We start from the raw sequence: 20268 nt of genomic DNA, 5'->3' as shown, positions 1-20268 counted from the left end.
GGACCGATCGGCCGCCGTTTACGTTACTGCGTCGGTGATCGGACCGACCGCGAAGTAGGCCACGAACAGAAGCGCGACCACCCACATCAACGGGTGAATCTTCTTGATACCACCGCTCGCAGCATTGAGCACGACCCACGAGACGAATCCGACGCCGATGCCGTTGGCGATCGAGTACGTGAACGGCATGACGATGATGGTGAGGAACGCGGGCAACGCGATCGAGAACTTCGTGAAGTCGATGTCCCGGACCTGGCCGATCATCATCGCGCCCACCACGACCAGCGCGGGCGCGGCCGCCTCGATCGGCACCACCGAATACAGCGGGGTCAGGAACATCGCGGCCAGGAACAGCAGTCCCGTCACCACATTCGCGAGTCCGGTGCGGGCGCCCTCGGCGATACCCGAAGCGGATTCGACGAACACCGTGTTGGACGACGCGGAGGCCCCGCCGCCGACGATCGCGCCGGTGCCCTCGACGACGAGGGCCCGTCCGATGTTGGGCAGGTTGCCGTCCTCGTCGGTCAGGCCTGCCTCCTTGCCGAGCCCGGTCATCGTGCCCATGGCGTCGAAGAAGTTGGCGAGCACGAGCGTGAACACCAGCAGGCTGGCCGCGAGCACGCCGATGCGGGTGAACGCCCCGAAGATGCTGACGTCGCCGACGAGGCTGAGATCCGGAAGTTGCGCCAGCACTTCGGGAGCGGCCGGAACGCTGAGGTTCCAGCCGTGGGGGTTCACGCCCAGCGACGGTCCGACACCGGCGACGGCCTCGATGATCGCGGCCAGCACGGTGGTGACGACGATGCCGATCAGCAGACCGCCGCGCACCTTGCGCACCACCAGGACACCCATCAGCAGCACACCGAACACGAACGTCAGGGTCGGCCAGGAGGAGATCGATCCGTTGATGCCCAGGCCGACGGGGACGGTGGTGCCCGCGACGTCGGGGATGCGCCGCACGAAGCCGGCGTCGACGAGACCGATGAACGCGATGAACATGCCGATACCGGCGGCGATGGCGGATTTCAGCTCGGCGGGAATGGCATTGAAGACGGCCGTCCGGAAACCGGTGAGCGCCAACACGACGATGATGACACCGTCGATCACGACGAGACCCATCGCCTCGGGCCAGGTGACCTGCGGCGCGATGGTGACGGCGAGGAGACTGTTGATGCCGAGGCCCGCCGCGATCGCGAAGGGGTAGTTCGCGACGACCCCGAACACGATGCTCATCAGTCCCGCCACCAGGGCTGTGACCGCGGCCACCTGGTTCACGGGGAGGATGTTGCCGAGGACGTCCGTCTTGGCGACGGCGTCGTCCGGGGAGAAGCTGCCGAGGATGAGCGGGTTCAGCACCACGATGTACGCCATCGCGACGAACGTCACCACGCCGCCGCGAATCTCCGCGCCTACCGTCGAACCACGCTCGGTGATCTTGAAGTAGTTGTCGAGCAGTTTCGGAGCAGCACCCATTGTTCAGTCCCCATCGCCAGAAGTCGCGCGTCGCCCTTGGAGATTAGGGCACCACGGCGAGGGTAGCGTTCATTCGGTGAACGAAACCGCAGATCGCCGACCCCTCACTCAGCGCCTCGCCGACCCGCGACCTGCGCTGATACTGGGAACCACTGCGTGGGCGGTCGCGATGGTCGTGGTGATCGTCACGGGCGACCGGTGGTCGGATGCGCTTCCGACGTGTATAGCCGGTGTCGTCGTCGGATTTCTCGGGTACGGATTGTTCGCGTTGCAGCGGCGGGCGGCGCGGCGGGGCAGCCGCGGAGCGCAGCAGGGACTGCTCGAGTGATGCAGCAGGGACTGGAACTCTAGGCCTGGCTGTGGCGGGGCCGGGTGCGGGTCAGCAGGATCCAGAACGCCGCCCACAGCGCGCCGAAGGCCCACCCGGCGAGGACGTCGGTCATCCAGTGCGCGCCGAGGTAGACGCGCGACAGCCCCACCGCCAGCGTGTACAGCACCATCAGGAAGACGAGCGTGATCCGAACGTGCCGCACCAGCACGATCCGGAGAATGACGGCGACGAGCACGCTCGCGAGGATCGCGGTCATCATCGCGTGACCGGACGGGAACGAGAACGACGAGATCTCCACCAGCCGATCCGGCAGTGGGGGACGCTGCCGCTCGAACAGATTCTTGAGCGCGGTCATCACGGCCAGACCCGACAGCATCGCGCCGGCGACCAGTACCGCTTCCCGCCGGCGGTCCTGCAGCAGGAGGGCCACCGTCAGGACGGTGGACACGATCCAGGCGGCGACCGTTCCGCCGCTGTGCGTGATGACGGTGACGACGTCGATCAGCCAGGGTGTGCGCTCCTCGACCGCGCTGTCGAGGATGCTCTGGTCAAACGACACCGGCGGCGCCCCACGTGCCTTCGGCCCAGGACTCGGAACAATGGGTGGCGCCCTGCTCGTCCACCCACCACGGGACCGCGATCTCGGCGTCGACGGCACCCGTGAGCTTCACCGTGAGCCGGGGATGGACGACGACGGGCCCGCGGGGCAGGTCGCGGCCGAGGGCGGCGAAGGCGAGGACCGCGACGGGTTCGCGATCCCACGAGGATTCCCGTCCGGAGCCGGTGACGGTGCCGCGGATCGCCGCGGAGGCGAGCGGGACGTCCAGCAGATCGGCGAGGGACTCCGCGGTGTCCAGGCTCCCGACCACCAGGCGCTCGCGCGGCACCGCGGCGGCCAGCCACGGTTCGTCCAGCACGAGCGCGTCGGCGGGATCGACCAGGGCGCCCGCCAGGCCGCGCACGTGTTCGGGCAGGTGAAGTTCCTCGAGGTCGAGGAGGTGCCCGGCCGCGGCCGCCGCCAGCAGGCTGTGGGTCCGCGCGGTCACCGCCGGGGTCGGTTCGCGATCCGGATCGGCCAGCCGGTCCAGCAGTAGCTGCGCGAGTTCCGGTGAGTCGACCGTCGCCGGGGCCAGAGCGGCGGCGAACACGACGGATTCCGGGTGCTCGACGGGGTCGAGCAGTCCGGCGAACGTCTCGTCGGCGGGGTCGCGGAGCAGACCGAGCACCTGACCGTCCAACTCGGCGTTGTGCCGCAGCCACCAGGCCGTGTACCCGGCGCGGTCGGCGAGCAGCGGACGCGTCGCCGGGTCCCGGGCGAGCATCGTCAGCGCCTGCGGCCAGCGGTCCTCGTCCACCAGGTCCAGGTCGCGCACCGCCCCCATCACGTCGGGGTCGTCGTCGAGTGTGTCCCACCAGCGGTCCTCATCGTCGAGGTCGTGGTCGGGTCCGGTGGGAAGTTCGGCGCGCAGCACGGTGAAGCCCCAGCCGACGCCCACGGCGCGGAGGGCCTCCTCCCCCACCCGCTCGGCGAACGCGGAGTCCACGCACGCGAACGGCGAGTCGTCCACCAGGACCTCGGCGAGTGGCGCACCGGGCAACAGCAATTCGTCCGCCCCGCGCAACTCCCCGTCGACATCCGGCAGCGGCAGCAGACCGAGCCACGACGGCAGAACGCCGGGGTCGACGCGGCCCGCGAGCGCGAGCACCGCGACCGACAGTTCCTCGGCCGCCGCCGCGTCGTCCGGATCGAGGTCCTCGATCTCGGCGCGCAACGCCGGATCCGAGAGCAGGTCGACGGCGGTGGCAGTCTTCGCGCCGAGCCTCGACAGCAGCGGGTGCGCGGCGTCGGGGTGGACGAGCCTCGTCCAGTCGACACCCAGCACACCGTCGATGTCGTGACCCAGCAACACCGTTCGCGGACCGGTCACGGTGCGGCCGTCGGACAGCGGCACCGGGATCGACGCCAGTTCCTCCGCCGCGAGGGCGTCGACGGCCAGCGGTTCGAGCGCCGCGTACAGGCGCTGCCACCAGGACGGTTCCCGTTCGATGCCACTGAGCAGTTCGGTGAGGCGGGCCAGGCCGAGGCGGTGGGCGTCGACCGCGGCCAGCGCAGGCGCCCAGCGGGGGCCGGACAGATCCGGGACGACCAGACCGTCGACGATCTCGGCGAGCAGTTCGGCGAGTTCGTCGGTGAGCCCGGGGACCACCGACGCCCGGCCCGGGGCCTTGTCCTTGCCGGCGACGGTCGGCAGCCAGGGGTGCTCCCGCAATTCGGCGACGAGATGGTCGCGCAGCGCCGAGTCGACCTCGCTGCGTGCGAACGCGGGGACCGGAACCAGCGACAGTCGCTGTTCGGGCGGCATCGCGGCCACGAACTCGGCGTATCCGGTGGCCAACTCGGCGATCGCGGCGCCGGGCAGGATGCGCCTGCGGTCGGGTTGCATGGCGATGTCGGCGACGAGGATCGCGGGTACCGACAGTTCCTCGTCCGAGCGGGTGGGGGCGCGCAGAACGTCCTCGGTGACGGGTGCGACGACGCCGTCCCGGACCGGGACGAGCCAGCGGGCGCGCCCGGACTCGTACTGCCACCAGCGGTCGTCGCCGATCGCGACCTCGGTCAAACCGGACTCGAGTGGTCGTTCGCGCCGGCGGAACTGCTTGTCGCCCACGGTGATCGAGACGAGCGCCGGAAGTTCGAGCAGAAGGTCGGGGGCCTCGCGCGCCATGTACGCGAGCAGCGACTCGCCGTCCACGTCCTCGCGCAGCGTCAGCACGACTTCCGACGCCGCACCGGCGGCCGGGCGGGTCTCGGTGGGCCACGCCAGCCGGAGGGCGGGCACACCCGCGCCCGGATCGGCGCCGTCGAGGTCCCGCAGTTCCGACCTCGTGCGGTCCGCGGAGAACAGCACGGAACCGGACGTCGACCGCAGTTCGACCTCGTCGCTCACCGACAGCACCGCCGTGAAACCGACGCCATAGCGGCCGACGGTCACCCCGGACTTGTTCGACGCCCGCAGCGCGACCAGCGCCTGCACTCCCGGCTCGTCCAGCGGTGTGCCCGTGTTGGACACGCTGAGGACGCGACCGTCGAGGTGCACGGACAGCTCACCGGGCACTTCGGCGCGGGCCGCGGCGTCGGCCGCGTTCTGCGCCAACTCGGTGAGGAGCCGGTCGCGGTAGCCGGCGCGGGCCAGATCGGACTCGGCCGCGGCGTCCTCCCGCAGGCGGGTCGGGGACGTGCGCCACGCGAGGAGCGTCGAATCCCTCAGGGCGGCGGTGCCGAAAGGATCGGCTAGCTGGTCGATGCGGATTCCTCGGCGTCGGTGACCGCGGCTGCAGCTTCCGTCTCGGTCGCGGACCGCTCGACGATCTCGACGGCGCCGTCGTCGTACGCGTCGTACTGCGGCGAACCGGCGCCCGTGGGCAGCAGGGTGTCGGAGTGGGCGCCGCACCCGTACGTGACGTCGACGACGTGCCCGTCGGCGGCCATCTCGTTGCCGCACACGCCGAACGCCCCGTGCAGGGACCCGGCGAGCGGGAGGTAGAAACCGCACAGCCCGCACGTCGACGGCGCGGCCTTGGCCATCTCGGAATCGGGGCCGTAGTCGCCGTCGTGCCAGCGCTGGGCGGCGTCGAGGCGACCCTCGAGGCTCATCACCTGCTTGCGGCCCAGGCCCAGTTCGAGGGCGGCGTCGTCGATCTCGGGGTCACCCGTCGCCACGTAGCCGGGGACGAGCCGGGGGTCACCGGCAGGCGGTGCCAGCAGATCGCCCGCGGACAGGTCGCCGGGGCGAATCCGCTGGTCCCACGGAATCCATTCGGGTGCGACCAGCGCGTCGGGTCCGGGGAGGAGGGCGAGTTCGCTGACGGTGGCACGGTCCGACCCGGGATCGGCGGCCACCACCACCGCCCACTGCCAGCCCCGGTAGCCCGGAAGGTCCGCAACGAAACGGTGAGTCGCGGCGCACTCGTCCTCGGACGTGACGCCCAGATAGTCGCCGACTCCCCCTTCCTGCAGTTGGACCACTGCGGTTCGGGCGAGCTCGACGGCGTCGGTCAGTACGGGACGCGCCACTGCGCGCTCGTCGGAAGAAGCAACACTCACACCACCAGTTTGCCGCACCACCGCAAGTGCGTGCCCACCTGGGCTGTCATGCTGGTCCGATGACCGGCCGGAGGCACCTCGTCCCAGCCCTGCTCGCGGTGGCGTGGATGGTCGCCGCATGCTCCCCGCAGAGTTCGGTGGCGGCGGGCGCGGCGGGCACGAACCTCCGCGCGGAGATCGTCCGCACCGTCGACCACGACCCGAATGCGTTCACCCAGGGACTCGAGATCGACGGCACCGAATTGCTCGAGGGCACCGGCCGCCCCGGCGAATCCTGGGTGCAGGCCACCGACCTCGACAGCGGCACCGTCCGGGTGCGCGCCGAACTGCCGTCTCCCCTGTTCGGCGAGGGCATCACGGTGAGCGGCGACACGGTCTGGCAGCTGACGTGGCGTGACGGGGTCGCCGTCGTCCGCGATCGCGCGACGCTCGCCGAACAGCGGCGGGTCCCGTTCGACGGCGAGGGGTGGGGCATCTGCGCGTTGCCCGGCGCCGTGGTCACGAGCGACGGCTCAGCCACACTCACGTTCCGCGACCCGGTCACGTTCGCGCCCCTGCGCACCGTGCAAGTCGTGCAGAACGGAAACCCCGTCTCCCGGCTCAACGAACTCGAATGCGCGGACGACGGCGCGATCTACGCGAACGTGTGGACCACCGACACCCTCGTCCGCATCGATCCGTCGGACGGACGGGTCACCGCGGAGATCGACGCTTCCGCCGTCCGCGACGCGCTTCCGCCCGGCCCGCGGGACGTCGACGTCCTCAACGGCATCGCCCAGATCCCGGGTACGGACCGGTTCCTCGTCACCGGAAAGTACTGGCCGGCCATGTTCGAGGTGCGGTTCGTTCCCTGACAGGCCGATCTGACCAGCATTGGCCGGGGTTGCTGTGGTCGCATGTCTCCCGACTAGGACAGAATTAGGGAGTGACCGGACCGCGCGAACCCTACGAGCCTGACGGCGGTCGGGCTCCTGACGAGAATCCCGGGCCCCCCGTTCATCCCGGCTACGACAAATACCCGCCCCCGGCACGCCCCGGCGGCAGGCGGACGCCGCTGCCGCCCCTGCATCCGGTCGGCGGCGGGCAGCGTCCCCGGTCCGACGAGGAGCGGGCGGACGCCCCCAAGGCGCCGCCGATGCCGCGCAAGCTGACCGTCACCCGGGTGGCGGCGATGCGCAGCCGGGAACTCACCAACAAGGGCATCGCGACGTTCCACCGGGCCGCCAAGGCGGACGGGGCGGACAAGTCGGGGCTCACCGCGCTCACCTACGCGGTGATGGCCAACAACGCGACCGACGCGGCCATCGCCGTCGCGTTGGCGAACACGCTGTTCTTCTCGGCCGCGACAGGCGAGGACAAGACGAAGGTCGCGCTGTACCTGCTGATCACGATCGCCCCGTTCGCCGTCATCGCTCCGCTGATCGGTCCGATGCTCGACCGCCTCCAGCACGGTCGCCGCGTCGCGCTGGCCACGTCGTTCGGCCTCCGGACGATGCTGGCGATCGTGCTCGTCTTCAACTTCGACAGCTGGGTGCTGTATCCGGCGGCGCTCGGCATGATGGTGCTCAGCAAATCGTTCTCGGTGCTCAAGAGTGCTGTCACCCCGCGTGTGCTGCCACCGGAGATCGACCTCGTGCGCGTCAACTCCCGGCTCACCGTGTTCGGGCTTCTCGGCGGAACCATCGGCGCGGGCGCCCTCGCGGGTGGTCTCGCCATGGCCACCGGTTCCGTCGGCGCGCTGTGGCTGGCGGCCGTCATCACCGCCCTCGGCGCGTACCTCAGCATGCGGATCCCGTCGTGGGTCGAGGTCACCGAAGGCGAGGTCCCCGCCACCCTCACGTACCACGGCGACGAACACCCGACCGAGGTGATCGGACGTACCCGCGTGCTGCAGCCCGAGGCCCCGGCCGCCGCGAAGACCGGCAAACGCAGGCAACCGCTGGGCCGCGCGGTCATCACCGGGCTGTGGGGCAACAGCACCATCCGCGTGCTCACCGGGTTCCTCACCCTGTACATCGCGTTCGTCGCGAAGTCGAAGACCGACCACGAACCCCTGGTCCAGGCCGCCATGCTCGGCCTGGTCGGCGCGGCCGCCGGCATCGGCAACTTCGCGGGCAACGCCGCGGGGGCCCGGATCAAGCTCGGCCGCCCCGCCCTCATCGTGCTGCGCTGCACGGGCGCCGTGTGGATCATCGCCGTCCTCGCCGCGATCACCGACAATCTCCTGACCGCCGCCCTCGCCACGCTCGTCGCGTCGGCCGCCAGCGCCCTCGCCAAGGTGTCGCTGGACGCGTCGCTGCAGCACGACCTGCCCGAGGAGTCGATCGCGTCCGGATTCGGAAGGTCGGAGACCGTTCTACAGCTGAGCTGGGTCGTGGGCGGGGCGCTGGGCGTGCTGCTGCCCACCGAATACTGGATCGGATTCTCGGTGGTCTCCGCCGTCATGACCGTCGGGCTCGTCCAGACCATCCTCACGTACCGCGGCAGCACCCTCCTGCCGGGACTGGGAGGAAAACGCCCCGACCTGGCCGAACAAGAAGTGACCGAGCACCACTCGACCCACCGGGCCGACCGATCGACAGGAAATGTGAAGTAAGTGAGAATGCAGGCGCGAACCAAGAAGATCCTCGCACTGATCGCAGTCGGCCTGACAGTGGTCCTGGTGGCCTTCGTCGGAGTCGTCTACACACTGGTCCGCAACTCTTCGCCCCGCCTGCCCGAGATCACGGCCTTCGCGCACGACCGGGCCGAGCAGGTCGCCCCGCTCGGCTACTGCAACCTGTATCTCGAGGACTGCGAGACCGGCGACATCGCCGAACTCGACGTGCCGCCCGGCTCCTCGCTGCAGCTGTCGTTGCCGCCGGAGATCGTCGACGCGCCGTGGCGCATGCTCGTCGTCTACCAGGATCCTTCGGGTCAGGTCCTCGTCCAGGAACAGGTGCACCGCGCCGGTGAGACCCGTGCCGTGACCGTGCCGTCCTCGGACGACCTGCAACTGGCCGGCGTCGAGATCCAGCTGCCCTCCGCCGTCGTCGACGAGCAGGGGCTCACGCAGGCTCGGGCCGCCTGGTCGATCAAGACCGCCTAGAACGACCCGCCCACGAAGAAGGGCCCCGCGCTGTCACAGCGCGGGGCCCTTCTCGTCGGACGAATCAGCTGTCGAGTTCGCGTGCGACGGCGCGGACCACCTCGGAGATGCGCTGGGCGGTCTTGCGGTCGGGGTACTTGCCCTTGCGCAGGTCCGGCTGGACCTTCGCCTCGAGCAGCGTGATCATGTCCTCGACCATGCCGTGCAGTTCGTCCGGCGTGTGCTTCTTGGCGGACGGCTCCTTGCGCGCACCGTTCTGACGCAGCGACGGCGCCGGGTCGAGGACCTTCAGGCTCAGCGCCTGGGGTCCGCGTCGACCGGCGGCCATGCCGAACTCGACACGCTGACCGGCCTTGAGGCCCTCGACGCCCTCGGGAAGAGCGGACGAACGCACATAGACGTCCTCCCCCTCCTCCTGCGACAGAAAGCCGAAGCCCTTTTCGACGTCGTACCACTTCACCTTGCCGGTCGGCACCGCGTTCACCCGCTCATCACTTGGAGTGCAGTTGGTTGCACTTGGTATTGGTTGCACTTGGTATGCAAAACAGCGCGCCCCACCTCTGGTGCGGGACGCGCAGTGCCCACAGTCTACCTTGGACAGACCCCCTCCGGCATTCGGGTTTCCAGGCACTATCGTTGCTGGTGTGGCCCACGAATCGACTCCTTCGAGCACACCTCACACACCCCGGAGGGGCGACGGTCTCCTGCGGGTCGCGCTCGCCCTCTTCGCGATCGGCTTCGTCGCGATCGTGGCGATCTTCCTGACCCCGGTCCTCTCCGATTCCGAGCCGGGTCTCGTTCTCTACCTCATCGCCCTCGCCTGCCCGATCGGGTTCCTCCTCGGAATCGTCGCGGCACTGAGGCAGGGCAGACGCTCGCGCTGACACACCCGAACACCGGGGCATTCCCAACCACCGAGGGGACGATCATGAGAATTCTGCTCAACATCATCTGGCTGATCTTCGGCGGTCTGTGGCTGGCGCTGGGGTACTTCGTCGCCGGAATCCTGTGCTGCATCCTGATCATCACGATCCCGTTCGGCATCGCATCGTTCCGGGTCGGTGTCTACGCGCTGTGGCCGTTCGGAAAGACCGTGATCGACAAGCCGACGGCCGGGGTCGCCTCGGTGATCGGCAACGTCATCTGGTTCATCATCGCAGGTCTGTGGCTCGCGATCGGGCACGTCGTCACGGCCGTCGCCATGGCGATCACGATCATCGGGATCCCCCTCGCCGTCGCGAACATCAAGATGATTCCCATCTCGTTGATGCCCCTCGGCAAGGACATCGTCGACGCACCGCGGTGATGTGAGCTTACTCACATAACGGCCCGATAACGGAAGGGCAACGGGACGGCGATACGCGTGTCCCGTCGCTACTAGCTGGGAAGAGTCCCGGCGCGCCCAATGAGGCCCCGCAACAGGCGAAGACACGCCGCGTTATCAAATGGTGACACTGCGGCCTCGGCCCGTTACCGTCGTCACCGGCCGATGAAACATCGACCACGTCCGGCCCGCCGCGCCAAACCTCGTCCCGCGGGTACCGGAGTCCCGACGAAGCATTCCAGGGACGAGGACGGGGGACCCAAAGTCCTCCAGGGAACGCAAGTTTCCAGACGGACACCGGTCCGAATGTGCCTCGCACAGTCGGATCTTGGGGTGAAGCCAGACCCTCTCCAGCCAGGAGAGGCGAGGCCGGGCGACCTCTCAGCCCGAACCCGACAGCTGACCTCGCAGGCGCGTGTGGAGAGGATCTCTACCACTATGAGCGGACGCCATCGCAAGCCGACCACCACCGGCCGCACCGTCGCCAAGGTCGCCGTCACCGGCGCCATCATGGGCGTCGCCGGAGCAGCCTTCTCGGGCACCGCGAACGCGGCTCCCGACTCCGACTGGGACCGCCTCGCGCAGTGCGAGTCCGGCGGCAACTGGGGCATCAACACCGGAAACGGCTTCCAGGGCGGACTCCAGTTCTCCCCGAGCACCTGGAACGCACACGGTGGAACCCAGTACGCAGCCACCGCCAACCAGGCCTCGCGTGAACAGCAGATCGTCGTCGCCGAGAAGGTCCTCGACTCCCAGGGCTGGGGCGCATGGCCGTCCTGCTCCTCGAGCCTCGGCCTGAGCAGCGCACCCACCCAGCGCAACGCCCCCGCCACCGTGCCCGAGGCGCCCGCGGCGCCGGCACTCCCCGACCTCACGGGCGGCGTCCCCAGCACCAGCGGCACCTCGCAGTACGCGGGCGTCGTCGACAGCGCGATCGAGGCCGTCAAGGCCCAGGGCATCGCGATCGATCCCCAGATCCTGCAGCTCATCGACGCGAACAAGGGACTGCTCGCGCAGTAATCCCCGCAACTCACAGAAGAGGGGCCCTGCACCGATCCGGTGCAGGGCCCCTCTTCTGTCGCGTGGTCAGCGGTTGATCACCGTGTGCGGGTGCGCGTACGGCAACGACTCCGCCGGCAACGGGAACTCGGTGTCCTCGCCGAACGGGGACAATCCGCCCGCACGGGTCGACGACAGTTCGGTCACGGCGTGATCTCCATCGGCGGTTTCGGGCCACCCTGGATCCACATACTGCTTCTTCGAATTGTTAGCCACGGTGCCATTTTGACAGGAGCATTCGGCGACGTACAGCCCAGGTCTCTAATCTGATAGTCGATGACCGACACCGACGACACCACCGCGAGCACCAACGGCACCGCAGTCTCCCCCCGCGGCGCCGCGACGCTCGCGGATTGGCTGGCCGCGCGCAGCGATGCCGAACTGACGGATCTGCTCCGCAAGCGCCCCGATCTCGCGGTCCCGCCGCCGGCCACGATCGTCGTCCTCGCCGGTCGCGCCGAGCAACGGGCGTCGGTCGCGCGTGCGGCCGACAACCTGACGTCCCTGGACTTCGGTGTCCTCGAACTCCTGGCGCTGGGGCGTGCCGACGAGGTACCCGTGCCGCGCGCCACCCTGCAGGAGGCGGTGGGGTCGCGGGCGACGAAGAAAACCGTCGACGCCACCCTGGACGGCCTGCGGTCCGTCGGGATCGTCTGGGGTGACAAGACATCGCTGCGGATCGTTCCCGCTGTCGTGGCCACCATCCCGTGGCGCGTCGGGCGCAGCGCCGAACCCGTCGAGACACTCGACGAGGCCGGGATCACGGCGGCGCTGGCGGGACTGCAGACCGCCGAACGGGACATCCTCGAGACACTGGCGAAGTCGAGTTCGATCGGGCGGACCCGGGACGCGGCGCCCGGAACACCCCCCGACCGGCCCGTTCAGCGGCTTCTCGCCGCCGGGCTGCTGCGGTGGATCGACGACGAGACCGTCGAATTGCCGTTCCAGGTGCGGCAGGTGCTGCGCGGGGAGGCCGTCTTCGACCCCACCTCGCTGGCCGCGCCCGGTGTGACGGGCCGTAAACACAAGCCGGCCGACATCAATGCGGCCGCCGCGGGTGAGGCCATCGAACTGGTCCGCCACTGTGAGGACGTCGTCAAGGCGCTCGGCGAGATCCCGGCGCCGGCTCTGCGGGCGGGTGGTCTCGGGGTCCGGGAACTGCGGCGGATCGCCAAGACGTCCGGCATCGACGAGAACCGGCTGAGCCTGCTCGTCGAATTGCTGTCGGCCGCGGGACTGATCGCGAGCGGCACCCCGGACCCGGCCCCGACGTCCGACACCGGGGAGAACTACTGGGCCCCGACCACCGCGGTCGACAACTGGCTGACCTCCCCGGTCGCCCGGCGGTGGCACGCCCTCGCCGCGGCGTGGCTGGAACTGCCGCGCATGGCGTGGTTCATCGGCATGCGCGACGCCAACGACAAACCGGTCGCCGCGCTGTCCGAGGAAGTGCGCGCGCCGTCCGCACCGCGGGACCGGCAGGCGATCCTGGGGCTGCTGGCGGAACTGGGCAGCGGACACTCGGCGGACCCCGCCGAGGTCAGTCGCCTGCTGGCGTGGCGTCGACCCCGCTGGGGCGCCCGGCTGCGGGTCCACGCGGTGGAACGCACCCTCGAGGAGGCCGCGACACTCGGACTCGTCGCCCGCGGCGCGCTCAGCTCCCCCGGACGTGCGCTGCTCCACGGCGGCGACGCCGAGGCCGAGATGCACGCGTCGCTGCCCGAACCCGTCGACCACGTCCTCGTGCAGGCCGACCTCACCGTCGTCGCCCCGGGACCGCTGACCCCGGAACTGCTGGAGCAGGTCACCCTCGTCGCGGACATCGAGTCCGCCGGTGCGGCGTCCATGTACCGGATCAGCGAGGACAGCATCCGGCGCGCCCTCGACGTCGGGATGACGGCGGCGGAACTGCACAGTCTCTTCGCGACCCGGTCGCGCACACCCGTCCCTCAGTCGCTGTCGTATCTGATCGACGACGTCGCGCGGCGGCACGGCCGGCTCCGGGCCGGTGTCGCGGCGTCGTTCGTCCGCTGCGAGGACCCGACGCTGCTCGCGGAGGTCCTGGCGTCGCCCGTGGCCGCCGCCCTGGCCCTGCGTGCGCTGGCGCCGACGGTGGCGGTGTCGCAGGCACCGCTGCGGGAAGTGCTGGGCGAATTGCGGGCGGCCGGGTTCGCCCCGGCAGGCGAGGACTCGTCCGGCGCCCTCGTCGACCTGCGCCCGCGCGGCGCCCGCGTCCTGACCCGGCGCAAGGCCCCCGCGAGCCGTACCCCGGCCGTCGCGACGGACGCCCAGCTCGACGCGGTCGTCCGGACCCTGCGCGCCGGTGACCTGGCTGCCTCCACCCGAGGGTCCGGCAGCATCCGGTCCGACGGCTCCCGGGCCAGCAGCGCCGCGACCATCGCCCTGCTCAACGCCGCGGCGCGCGAACGCTCCAGCGTGACGATCGGTTACGTCGACGCGCAGGGTGTGGCGACGCACCGCATCGTCGATCCCGTCAGCGTCGGCGGCGGCCAGCTCGACGCCTTCGACCCGGCGAGCGGCGCGGTCCGCCGGTTCACCCTGCACCGCATCACGTCGGTAGCCCGCGTCGACTGACCCGTGAGTACTTGTCAACCGCGGGACGTTAACAAGTACTCACAGGTCGGATAACGATTCTGCGCAAACGCCGAGGAATTCCGGGCCGCGCAATACCGTGTTGCTGGTATGTACCTGGCCGGGGACGACTTACCAGGAGGCAGAACCATGGGTGTTGCAGCAACGAAGCCGTTACACGGTTGGTTACGAGGCGTCGTCCGGCTGATGATTGCGGTGGTGGTCCTGCCCCTCGCGTTCGTCCTCGTCGGCGGCGGGACGGCGTCCGCGGACCCGTACAGCCGGCTGCGCGAACACTGGGTCGACGCACCCGGCGGGGTCGGGCAGATCAAGATCCGCATGTGGCTCGCGAACAACGGCAGCAACAAGGCGGTCTACCTCCTCGACGGACTCCGCGCGACCAACGACGTCAGCGGGTGGGAGCACGAGACCAACGCCGCGTGGCTGTCCGATCACGGGATCACCGTGGTCGAACCGGTCGGCGGGCAGTCCAGCTTCTACACGGACTGGTACGCGCCCAGCAACACCAACGGGCAGCCGTACACCTACAAGTGGGAGTCGTTCCTCACCCAGAACCTGCCCGACTTCCTCGCGAACAATTACGGCATCAGCCGCACCAGCAACGCCATCGCCGGACTGTCGATGGGCGGCAACGCGGCGTTGATCCTCGCCGCCTACCACCGCGACCAGTTCACGTTCGCCGGGTCGATGTCCGGGTATCTGAACCTGTCGGCGCCCGGCATGCGTGAGGCCATCCGTATCGCGATGCTCGACTCCGGTGGCTACAACGCCGACTGCATGTGGGGCCCGCCGTGGGATCCGGCGTGGCTTCGCAACGATCCGTTCGTCGCCGCCCCTCTGCTTCGCGGACTGCCGATGTGGATCTCGGCGGGGGCAGGCCTTCCCGGACCACACGATCAGCCGCAGTCCGCGATCGACGTGTTCAACGTCGGCACCGGCATGGGCCTCGAGGCCATCGCGCTGGCCCAGAACCGCGCCTTCCAGGTGCGGCTCGACACCCTCGGCATCCCCGCGCACTACGACTTTCCCGCGCAGGGGACCCACAGCTGGGGCTACTGGCAGGACCAGCTGTGGGCCATGCTGCCGATGATGAAGGCGTCGATCGGCGCTTAGGCCTCCGGCCCCGTGAGTACTTGTTAACGTCCCGCGGTTAATAAGTACTCACGGGTGGCGAAGCCGCATAGGCGTCCCAGAGTTCCCGGTAGACGCCGCCCCGGTCCAGCAGCTCGTCGTGTGTTCCGACTTCCGCGACGCGGCCTCCGTCGAGGACCACCACGCGGTCGGCTCGCGCGGCGGTGCTCAGCCGGTGCGCCACGACGACGGTGGTGCGCCGCCGGGACAGGTTCTCGGTCGCGCGGCGCACCCGGTCCTCCGTGGCCAGGTCCAGTGAGGCGGTGGCCTCGTCGAGCAGCAGGATGTCGGGGTCCACCAGTTCGGCGCGGGCCAGTGCCAGCAACTGGCGCTGCCCGGCCGACAGGTTGCGTCCGTGTTCCCCTATCGGTTGCAGGTATCCGAGGGCCAGCCCGGACACCATGTCGTGGGCGCCGACGGCCCTGCTGGCGGCCTCGACCTCGGCGTCCGTCGCGTCGGGGCGCCCGTAGGCGACGGCGTCGCGGACGGTCGCGCCGAACAGGTGCGGCTCCTGCGGGACGACGCCGAGTCGCTGCCGGAACGACGCGAGGTCGAGGGCGCGGGTGTCGATGCCATCGACGCGCACCGCTCCCTCGGTGGGGTCGTAGAAGCGGGCGAGCAACTTGAGCACCGTCGACTTTCCCGCGCCGGTCTGGCCGACGAGGGCGACCGTCTCGCCCGGTTCGATGTGAAGCTCCACGCCTCGCAGCGCCTCACCCTTGCCGGATTCGTACGCGAAGTGGACGTCGTCGAACACGATGCCGCCGCTTATACGGTCGAGGACGATCGGATCGCCGGCGTGCGGTGTGGTGGTCGGCGTCCGCATCAGCCCCCGCAGCCGTCCGAGTCCGATGACCGCCTGCTGGTAGCCGTCGAACACCTGCGAAAGCTGTTGCACGGGAGCGAAGAACAGTTCGACGTACAGCACGAACGCGATCAGTGTTCCGACGGTGAGGGTTCCGGCATGGATCCGCGCCGTCCCCGCGGCGAGCACCAGACCGGTCGCCACCACGGACAGGAATTCGACGAACGGGAAGTACAGCGCCATGTACCGCTGGGCCCGGAGCCGCGACTCCCGGAAGTCCCAGGCCCGCCGGGCGAACTGGGCCGCGTTGTAGTCCTCGCGCCGAAATGCCTGTGTGACGCGGATGTTGGTCACGTTCTCCTGCAGGTAGGCGTTGACGATCCCGACGCGGTCACGGGCCTCGGCGTAGGCGGGCACCGACTTTCGGCGGAACACGACCGTGGCCGCGACGAGGACGGGCACGACGAGTACCAGTACGAGGGCCAGTTCCGCGTCGATCACCAGCAGTGCCACCAGCACACCGGAGATGGTCAGCCCGCTGACGACCGCGGTGGCCAGACCCGTCTGCAGGAAGTTGGACAGGCTGTCGACGTCGGTGGTCATGCGGGTCATGATCCGGCCGGCCAGTTCCCGCTCGTAGTACTGCAAACCGAGCCGCTGCAGTTGCGCAAACGTCTTGACCCGCAACGTGTACAGGAGCCGTTCGCCGGTGCGCCCGGTCACCCGGGTCTGGGCAACGTTGACGGCCCAGTCGAGCAGCACCACGACCACGGTCGCGGCCGCCGCGAGCAGCAGCAGGTCGCGGGCGCCCTGCAGTACTCCCCGATCCACGCCGGTACGGACCAGGACCGGCACCGCGATCTGCGCGACGGCGTCCAACCCGACCAGCGCCAGTCCCGCGACCAGCGGCAGGAGCAGCGGCCGCAGCAGCGAGCCGAGTCCGAACGCCGGGTCGGCGGCCCGGGCCTCGTCGGCGGCGACGTCCGGGTCTCCGGTGAGCGGCGGCAGGTCGTCGAGCCGGGCCATCACGTCGGGTCCGGGCGGTGCCGAAGACAGAATTCCGCCACCCGCGCCTCCGCGGGACGGTCCGCTCGCACCGGCCGCTGCGGTCGCGAAAGCCGCTGCGGCCCTGGCGTCGAACACCCCGGACGCCTCGTCACCGTCCTCCCGGCGCCACAGTTCGGCGGTGACACCGTCGACGACCGGTTGCGGCGGCGACGGGTCCGGGGCGGCGACGTCGTCGGCACTCGACAGCAGCGCGCGGAACAGCGGGCAGCGTTCGTCGAGTTCGGCGCTCGTCCCCACGTCGACGATTCGGCCGTCCGCCAGCACCGCGATGCGGTCGGCCAGGGCGAGCGTCGACCGGCGGTGCGCGATGATCAGCGTGGTCCGCTCGCGGGTCGCAACGCGCAGTTCGTGATGAACGGCGGCCTCGACCCGGGCGTCGACCGCCGAGGTCGCGTCGTCGAGCACCAGGATCCGCGGATCGGTCACCAGTGCCCGGGCGAGGGCGATGCGCTGCCGCTGACCACCCGACAACGTCACCCCCTGCTCCCCCACGACGGTGTCGAGGCCGTCCGGCAGCGCATCGACGAATTCCTCCGCCTGCACCACGCGCAGTGCCTCACGCACCGTTGCCTCGTCGACGTCCGGCCTGCCGTACGAGACGTTCGCGCGAATGGTCTCGGACATCAGGTAGCTGTCCTCGAAGACGACGCCGAGCGCGGAGCGCAGCGATTCGAGCGACAGCCCGCGGGTGTCGATCCCCCCGACGGTGACCGCACCCGCGTCGACGTCGTAGAGCCGCGGAACGAGCATGGCCAGAGTCGATTTGCCCGAACCGGCGGCACCGACCACCGCCACGGTCTCGCCGGGTGCGATTCGCAGCGACAGTCCGTCGAGCAGCCGGTTCGACGGGTCGTAGCCGAAGGCGATGTCGTCGAATTCCACCGCGAGAGGCCCGTCCGGCAGGTCCACGGCGCCGGGTGCGGTGGTAACGGCCGGCGCGTTGTCTATCACCTCGCGGACGCGTTCGACGCTCGCACGCCCCTGCTGGCTCACGGTCAGCAGCGTGGCGAGTTGACGGACCGGCGACGCGAACGCCGCCAGGTACGTGGTGAAGGCGACGAACGTGCCCAGCGACAGGGTGCCGTGCAGCGCCAGCCACCCGCCGAGGGCCAGCACCAGGGCCTGGCCGAGCATCGGTACCGCCTGCAGCGCAGGGTTGTACCGGCTGGTGAGCCGCGCGACGCGCAGCCGCGACCGGAACAGCTCACCCGCCCGCTTCTCGAGGTCTTCGAGTTCGCGGTCCTCCTGGCCGAATCCCTTGACGACGCGCACCCCGGTGACAGCGGCTTCCACCCCGCCCGCCACGACGGCCGCCTGTTCCTGCGCATGCCAGTTGGCGGGGAACAGGTCGACGCGGCTGCGCAGGGAGATGAACCACAGCGCGGGCAGCACGGCGAGGGCGACCAGGGTGAGGATCGGCGACAGCACCGCCATCACGCCCAGCGAGATCGCGAACATCAGCAGGTTCCCCGCCATGTGCGGCAGCAACTGCAGGAGCATCTGGATCAGTGTGATGTCCGAAATCGACCGGCTCACCACCTGCCCCGTCTGCAGCCCGTCCTGTTTGACGCCGTCCAGCCGCAGCAGGGATCGGAAGGCGTCGCCCCGCAGGTCGTACTGCACGCCGAGGGACAGCTGCCCGGAGCGGTACCGCCGCGTGTAGGCGGCGGCGAAGCGGATCGCCGCGAGGGCGACGAGCACCGCGATCCACGGCGCCAGCGCATGATTCGTGTCGATCGCGGCGTTGTCGATCACGTGCCGGACGGCCAGCGGGATGGTGGCGGTGGCCGCGGCCGCCACCGCCGCCGCCCCGTATGCGAGAACGAGATTGCGGCGCTGGCGCAGACAGTAACCGAACAGGTACCGCAGCCAACCGGTGTCCTCCCGGGCTCCCGTCGTCACAGCGCAGACACCAGCGTGGAATCCTTCTCGACCGCAAACTGATTCGCGGGCCGCGGCAGGCCGTAGTGCCCCCGCAGCGTGGTCTCGGTGTAGTCGGTGCGGAACAGTCCGCGTTCCTGCAGGATCGGGACCACCGAGTCGACGAACTTTTCCAGCCCGGACGGCAGGACGGCGGGCATGATGTTGAACCCGTCGGCGGCGCCGTTCCGGAACCAGTGCTCGATCGTGTCGGCCACCTGGACCGGGGTGCCCGCGAACGTGCGATGCCCGCGACCACCACCGAGTCGCCCGATCAGCTGCCTGACGGTGAGCTTCTCGCGGCGGGCGAGGTCCACGATCAGCGTGTACCGGCTCTTCGCGCCCTCGATCTCGTCCTCGGACGGCAGGTCGTCGGGCAGTTCCTCGTCGAGCGGGAGCTGCTCGGGTTCGAGATTGAACCGCGCCGCCAGCTGCTTGCGGGCGTATTCCGGCGAGATCAGCCGCTCCAGTTCGGCCTCGAGCTCGAGGGCCTCCTCCTCGGTGTCCGCGATGACCGGCACGATGCCGGGCAGGATCAGCACCTGCTCCGGGTCCCGTCCCAATGCCGCGACGCGGTCCTTGACGTCCGCGTAGAACGCCTTCCCTTCGTCCAGGGTGGGCTGGGCGGTGAAGATCGCCTCCGAGTAGCGGGCGGCGAAATCCTTTCCGTCCTCCGACGATCCCGCCTGCACGAGCAGCGGGTATCCCTGCGGCGACCGCGGCACGTTGAGCGGTCCCCGCACCTTGAAGAACCGGCCCTCGTGTTCGATGACGTGGACCTTGGCGGAGTCGGCGTGGATCGCGACGTCCTTGTCCGCGACGATGGCGTCGTCCTCCCAGCTGTCCCACAACTTGGTGGAGACATCCACGAACTCCGCGGCCCGCTCGTACCGGCTGCGGTGGGCGGGGGTGTCGTCGAGCCCGAAGTTCTGCGCCGCGTCGGCGCCGGCGGTGGTGACGATGTTCCAGCCGGCGCGGCCGCCGCTGACGAAGTCGAGGGACGCGAACCGCCGCGCCAGGTTGTACGGCTCGTTGTAACTGGTCGACGCGGTCGCGATCAGGCCGATCTTCTCGGTGGCCGCGGAGATCGCGGTGAGGATGATGGTCGGCTCCAGCTTGCCGCTCGGCCTGCGTTCCGGGTTGCTGAACAGCACCGGGCTGTCGGCGAGGAACACCGAGTCGAACTTTCCGCGTTCGGCGGTCTGCGCCAGCGAGATGTAGTGCTTGATGTCGAGGTTGGCGTTCGGGTCGCTCTCGGGCAGGCGCCAGGCCGCCTCGTGGTGTCCGATCGCCATCAGGAATGCGTTGAGATGCAGCCGGCGCTGTGGTGACGAACTCATGGTGTAACTCC

The 20268-nt window shown here is 69.8% G+C and carries 17 protein-coding genes and 1 riboswitch; of the genes, 9 read left to right on the top strand and 8 right to left on the bottom strand.

The window, feature by feature from the left end:
* Positions 1–18: 18 nt before the first annotated feature.
* Positions 19–1473 carry an NCS2 family permease gene (locus MLGJGCBP_RS24815; RefSeq protein ID WP_160098787.1) on the bottom strand — a complete coding sequence of 485 codons (1455 nt, stop codon included), beginning with the start codon at positions 1471–1473 and terminating at the stop codon, positions 19–21.
* Between the two features lie 76 nt (positions 1474–1549).
* On the opposite strand from MLGJGCBP_RS24815, the gene MLGJGCBP_RS24810 reads away from it, so the two are divergent.
* Positions 1550–1801, top strand: a complete 252-nt coding sequence (locus MLGJGCBP_RS24810; protein ID WP_087557601.1) for a DUF2530 domain-containing protein — start codon at positions 1550–1552, stop codon at positions 1799–1801.
* Between the two features lie 19 nt (positions 1802–1820).
* Here the strand turns inward: MLGJGCBP_RS24810 and MLGJGCBP_RS24805 are convergent, their stop codons facing one another.
* From MLGJGCBP_RS24805 to MLGJGCBP_RS24795, 3 genes are all read right to left on the bottom strand, one after another.
* Positions 1821–2363 carry a phosphatase PAP2 family protein gene (locus MLGJGCBP_RS24805; RefSeq protein ID WP_160098785.1) on the bottom strand — a complete coding sequence of 181 codons (543 nt, stop codon included), beginning with the start codon at positions 2361–2363 and terminating at the stop codon, positions 1821–1823.
* The gene (locus tag MLGJGCBP_RS24800) at positions 2353–4920 is read right to left on the bottom strand and encodes an ATP-binding protein (RefSeq protein WP_160098811.1); all 2568 of its coding nucleotides are present in this window, start codon (positions 4918–4920) and stop codon (positions 2353–2355) included. The genes MLGJGCBP_RS24805 and MLGJGCBP_RS24800 overlap by 11 nt, the downstream gene beginning before the upstream one ends.
* A gap of 176 nt (positions 4921–5096) precedes the next feature.
* Entirely contained in the window at positions 5097–5930 is an 834-nt protein-coding gene (locus tag MLGJGCBP_RS24795; RefSeq protein ID WP_160098783.1) for a DUF3027 domain-containing protein, read from the bottom strand.
* A gap of 38 nt (positions 5931–5968) precedes the next feature.
* Here MLGJGCBP_RS24795 and MLGJGCBP_RS24790 point away from each other — a divergent pair, with 38 nt between their 5' ends.
* From MLGJGCBP_RS24790 to MLGJGCBP_RS24780, 3 genes are all read left to right on the top strand, one after another.
* Positions 5969–6763, top strand: a complete 795-nt coding sequence (locus MLGJGCBP_RS24790) for a glutaminyl-peptide cyclotransferase (protein WP_160098781.1) — start codon at positions 5969–5971, stop codon at positions 6761–6763.
* 71 nt (positions 6764–6834) lie between these two features.
* Positions 6835–8505, top strand: coding sequence for an MFS transporter (locus MLGJGCBP_RS24785; RefSeq protein ID WP_160098779.1), 1671 nt, complete (start codon positions 6835–6837; stop codon positions 8503–8505).
* 6 nt (positions 8506–8511) lie between these two features.
* Positions 8512–8997, top strand: a complete 486-nt coding sequence (locus MLGJGCBP_RS24780; protein WP_160098777.1) for a DUF2771 domain-containing protein — start codon at positions 8512–8514, stop codon at positions 8995–8997.
* A gap of 64 nt (positions 8998–9061) precedes the next feature.
* On the opposite strand, the gene MLGJGCBP_RS24775 is transcribed toward MLGJGCBP_RS24780, so the two are convergent.
* The gene (locus tag MLGJGCBP_RS24775; RefSeq protein ID WP_087557839.1) at positions 9062–9472 is read right to left on the bottom strand and encodes a cold-shock protein; all 411 of its coding nucleotides are present in this window, start codon (positions 9470–9472) and stop codon (positions 9062–9064) included.
* 169 nt (positions 9473–9641) lie between these two features.
* On the opposite strand from MLGJGCBP_RS24775, the gene MLGJGCBP_RS24770 reads away from it, so the two are divergent.
* The 3 genes from MLGJGCBP_RS24770 to MLGJGCBP_RS24760 all read left to right on the top strand — a co-directional run bounded on the left by MLGJGCBP_RS24770 (position 9642) and on the right by MLGJGCBP_RS24760 (position 11341).
* Positions 9642–9881 carry a hypothetical protein gene (locus MLGJGCBP_RS24770; protein ID WP_072944834.1) on the top strand — a complete coding sequence of 80 codons (240 nt, stop codon included), beginning with the start codon at positions 9642–9644 and terminating at the stop codon, positions 9879–9881.
* Positions 9882–9925: 44 nt separating this feature from the next.
* A complete protein-coding gene (locus MLGJGCBP_RS24765) occupies positions 9926–10303 on the top strand; it encodes a YccF domain-containing protein (RefSeq protein WP_124392684.1) in 378 nt (125 codons plus the stop codon).
* A 234-nt stretch (positions 10304–10537) separates the two neighbouring features.
* Positions 10538–10751, top strand: a riboswitch (cyclic di-AMP (ydaO/yuaA leader).
* 8 nt (positions 10752–10759) lie between these two features.
* A complete protein-coding gene (locus MLGJGCBP_RS24760; protein WP_160098775.1) occupies positions 10760–11341 on the top strand; it encodes a transglycosylase family protein in 582 nt (193 codons plus the stop codon).
* Between the two features lie 66 nt (positions 11342–11407).
* Here MLGJGCBP_RS24760 and MLGJGCBP_RS24755 read toward each other — a convergent pair whose 3' ends face one another.
* Complete coding sequence (locus MLGJGCBP_RS24755; RefSeq protein ID WP_015888783.1) at positions 11408–11596, bottom strand: hypothetical protein; 189 nt, start codon at positions 11594–11596, stop codon at positions 11408–11410.
* A 60-nt stretch (positions 11597–11656) separates the two neighbouring features.
* Here MLGJGCBP_RS24755 and MLGJGCBP_RS24750 point away from each other — a divergent pair, with 60 nt between their 5' ends.
* Both MLGJGCBP_RS24750 and MLGJGCBP_RS24745 read left to right on the top strand, forming a co-directional pair.
* Positions 11657–13975, top strand: a complete 2319-nt coding sequence (locus MLGJGCBP_RS24750) for a helicase-associated domain-containing protein (protein ID WP_160098773.1) — start codon at positions 11657–11659, stop codon at positions 13973–13975.
* Positions 13976–14122: 147 nt separating this feature from the next.
* Positions 14123–15106, top strand: coding sequence for an alpha/beta hydrolase (locus MLGJGCBP_RS24745; protein WP_179220204.1), 984 nt, complete (start codon positions 14123–14125; stop codon positions 15104–15106).
* A 37-nt stretch (positions 15107–15143) separates the two neighbouring features.
* Here MLGJGCBP_RS24745 and MLGJGCBP_RS24740 read toward each other — a convergent pair whose 3' ends face one another.
* Positions 15144–18899, bottom strand: coding sequence for an ABC transporter ATP-binding protein (locus MLGJGCBP_RS24740; RefSeq protein ID WP_160098771.1), 3756 nt, complete (start codon positions 18897–18899; stop codon positions 15144–15146).
* Positions 18896–20257, bottom strand: coding sequence for an LLM class flavin-dependent oxidoreductase (locus MLGJGCBP_RS24735; RefSeq protein ID WP_087557614.1), 1362 nt, complete (start codon positions 20255–20257; stop codon positions 18896–18898). Before MLGJGCBP_RS24735 ends, MLGJGCBP_RS24740 begins: the two co-directional genes overlap by 4 nt.
* Between the last annotated feature and the right edge of the window lie 11 nt (positions 20258–20268).

This window comes from Rhodococcus sp. T7 (assembly GCF_009872365.1).
Taxonomy (GTDB): Bacteria; Actinomycetota; Actinomycetes; order Mycobacteriales; family Mycobacteriaceae; genus Rhodococcus_F.
This window is presented reverse-complemented; position numbering and strand designations above follow the sequence as displayed.

What these genes read in the sequence shown, in the direction of transcription:
- MLGJGCBP_RS24815 (WP_160098787.1), bottom strand. Translation starts at nt 1,473, where the DNA reads ATGGGTGCTGCTCCGAAACTGCTCGACAACTACTTCAAGATCACCGAG.
- MLGJGCBP_RS24790 (WP_160098781.1), top strand. Translation starts at nt 5,969, where the DNA reads ATGACCGGCCGGAGGCACCTCGTCCCAGCCCTGCTCGCGGTGGCGTGG.
- MLGJGCBP_RS24780 (WP_160098777.1), top strand. Translation starts at nt 8,512, where the DNA reads ATGCAGGCGCGAACCAAGAAGATCCTCGCACTGATCGCAGTCGGCCTG.
- MLGJGCBP_RS24765 (WP_124392684.1), top strand. Translation starts at nt 9,926, where the DNA reads ATGAGAATTCTGCTCAACATCATCTGGCTGATCTTCGGCGGTCTGTGG.
- MLGJGCBP_RS24760 (WP_160098775.1), top strand. Translation starts at nt 10,760, where the DNA reads ATGAGCGGACGCCATCGCAAGCCGACCACCACCGGCCGCACCGTCGCC.
- MLGJGCBP_RS24750 (WP_160098773.1), top strand. Translation starts at nt 11,657, where the DNA reads ATGACCGACACCGACGACACCACCGCGAGCACCAACGGCACCGCAGTC.
- MLGJGCBP_RS24745 (WP_179220204.1), top strand. Translation starts at nt 14,123, where the DNA reads ATGGGTGTTGCAGCAACGAAGCCGTTACACGGTTGGTTACGAGGCGTC.
- MLGJGCBP_RS24735 (WP_087557614.1), bottom strand. Translation starts at nt 20,257, where the DNA reads ATGAGTTCGTCACCACAGCGCCGGCTGCATCTCAACGCATTCCTGATG.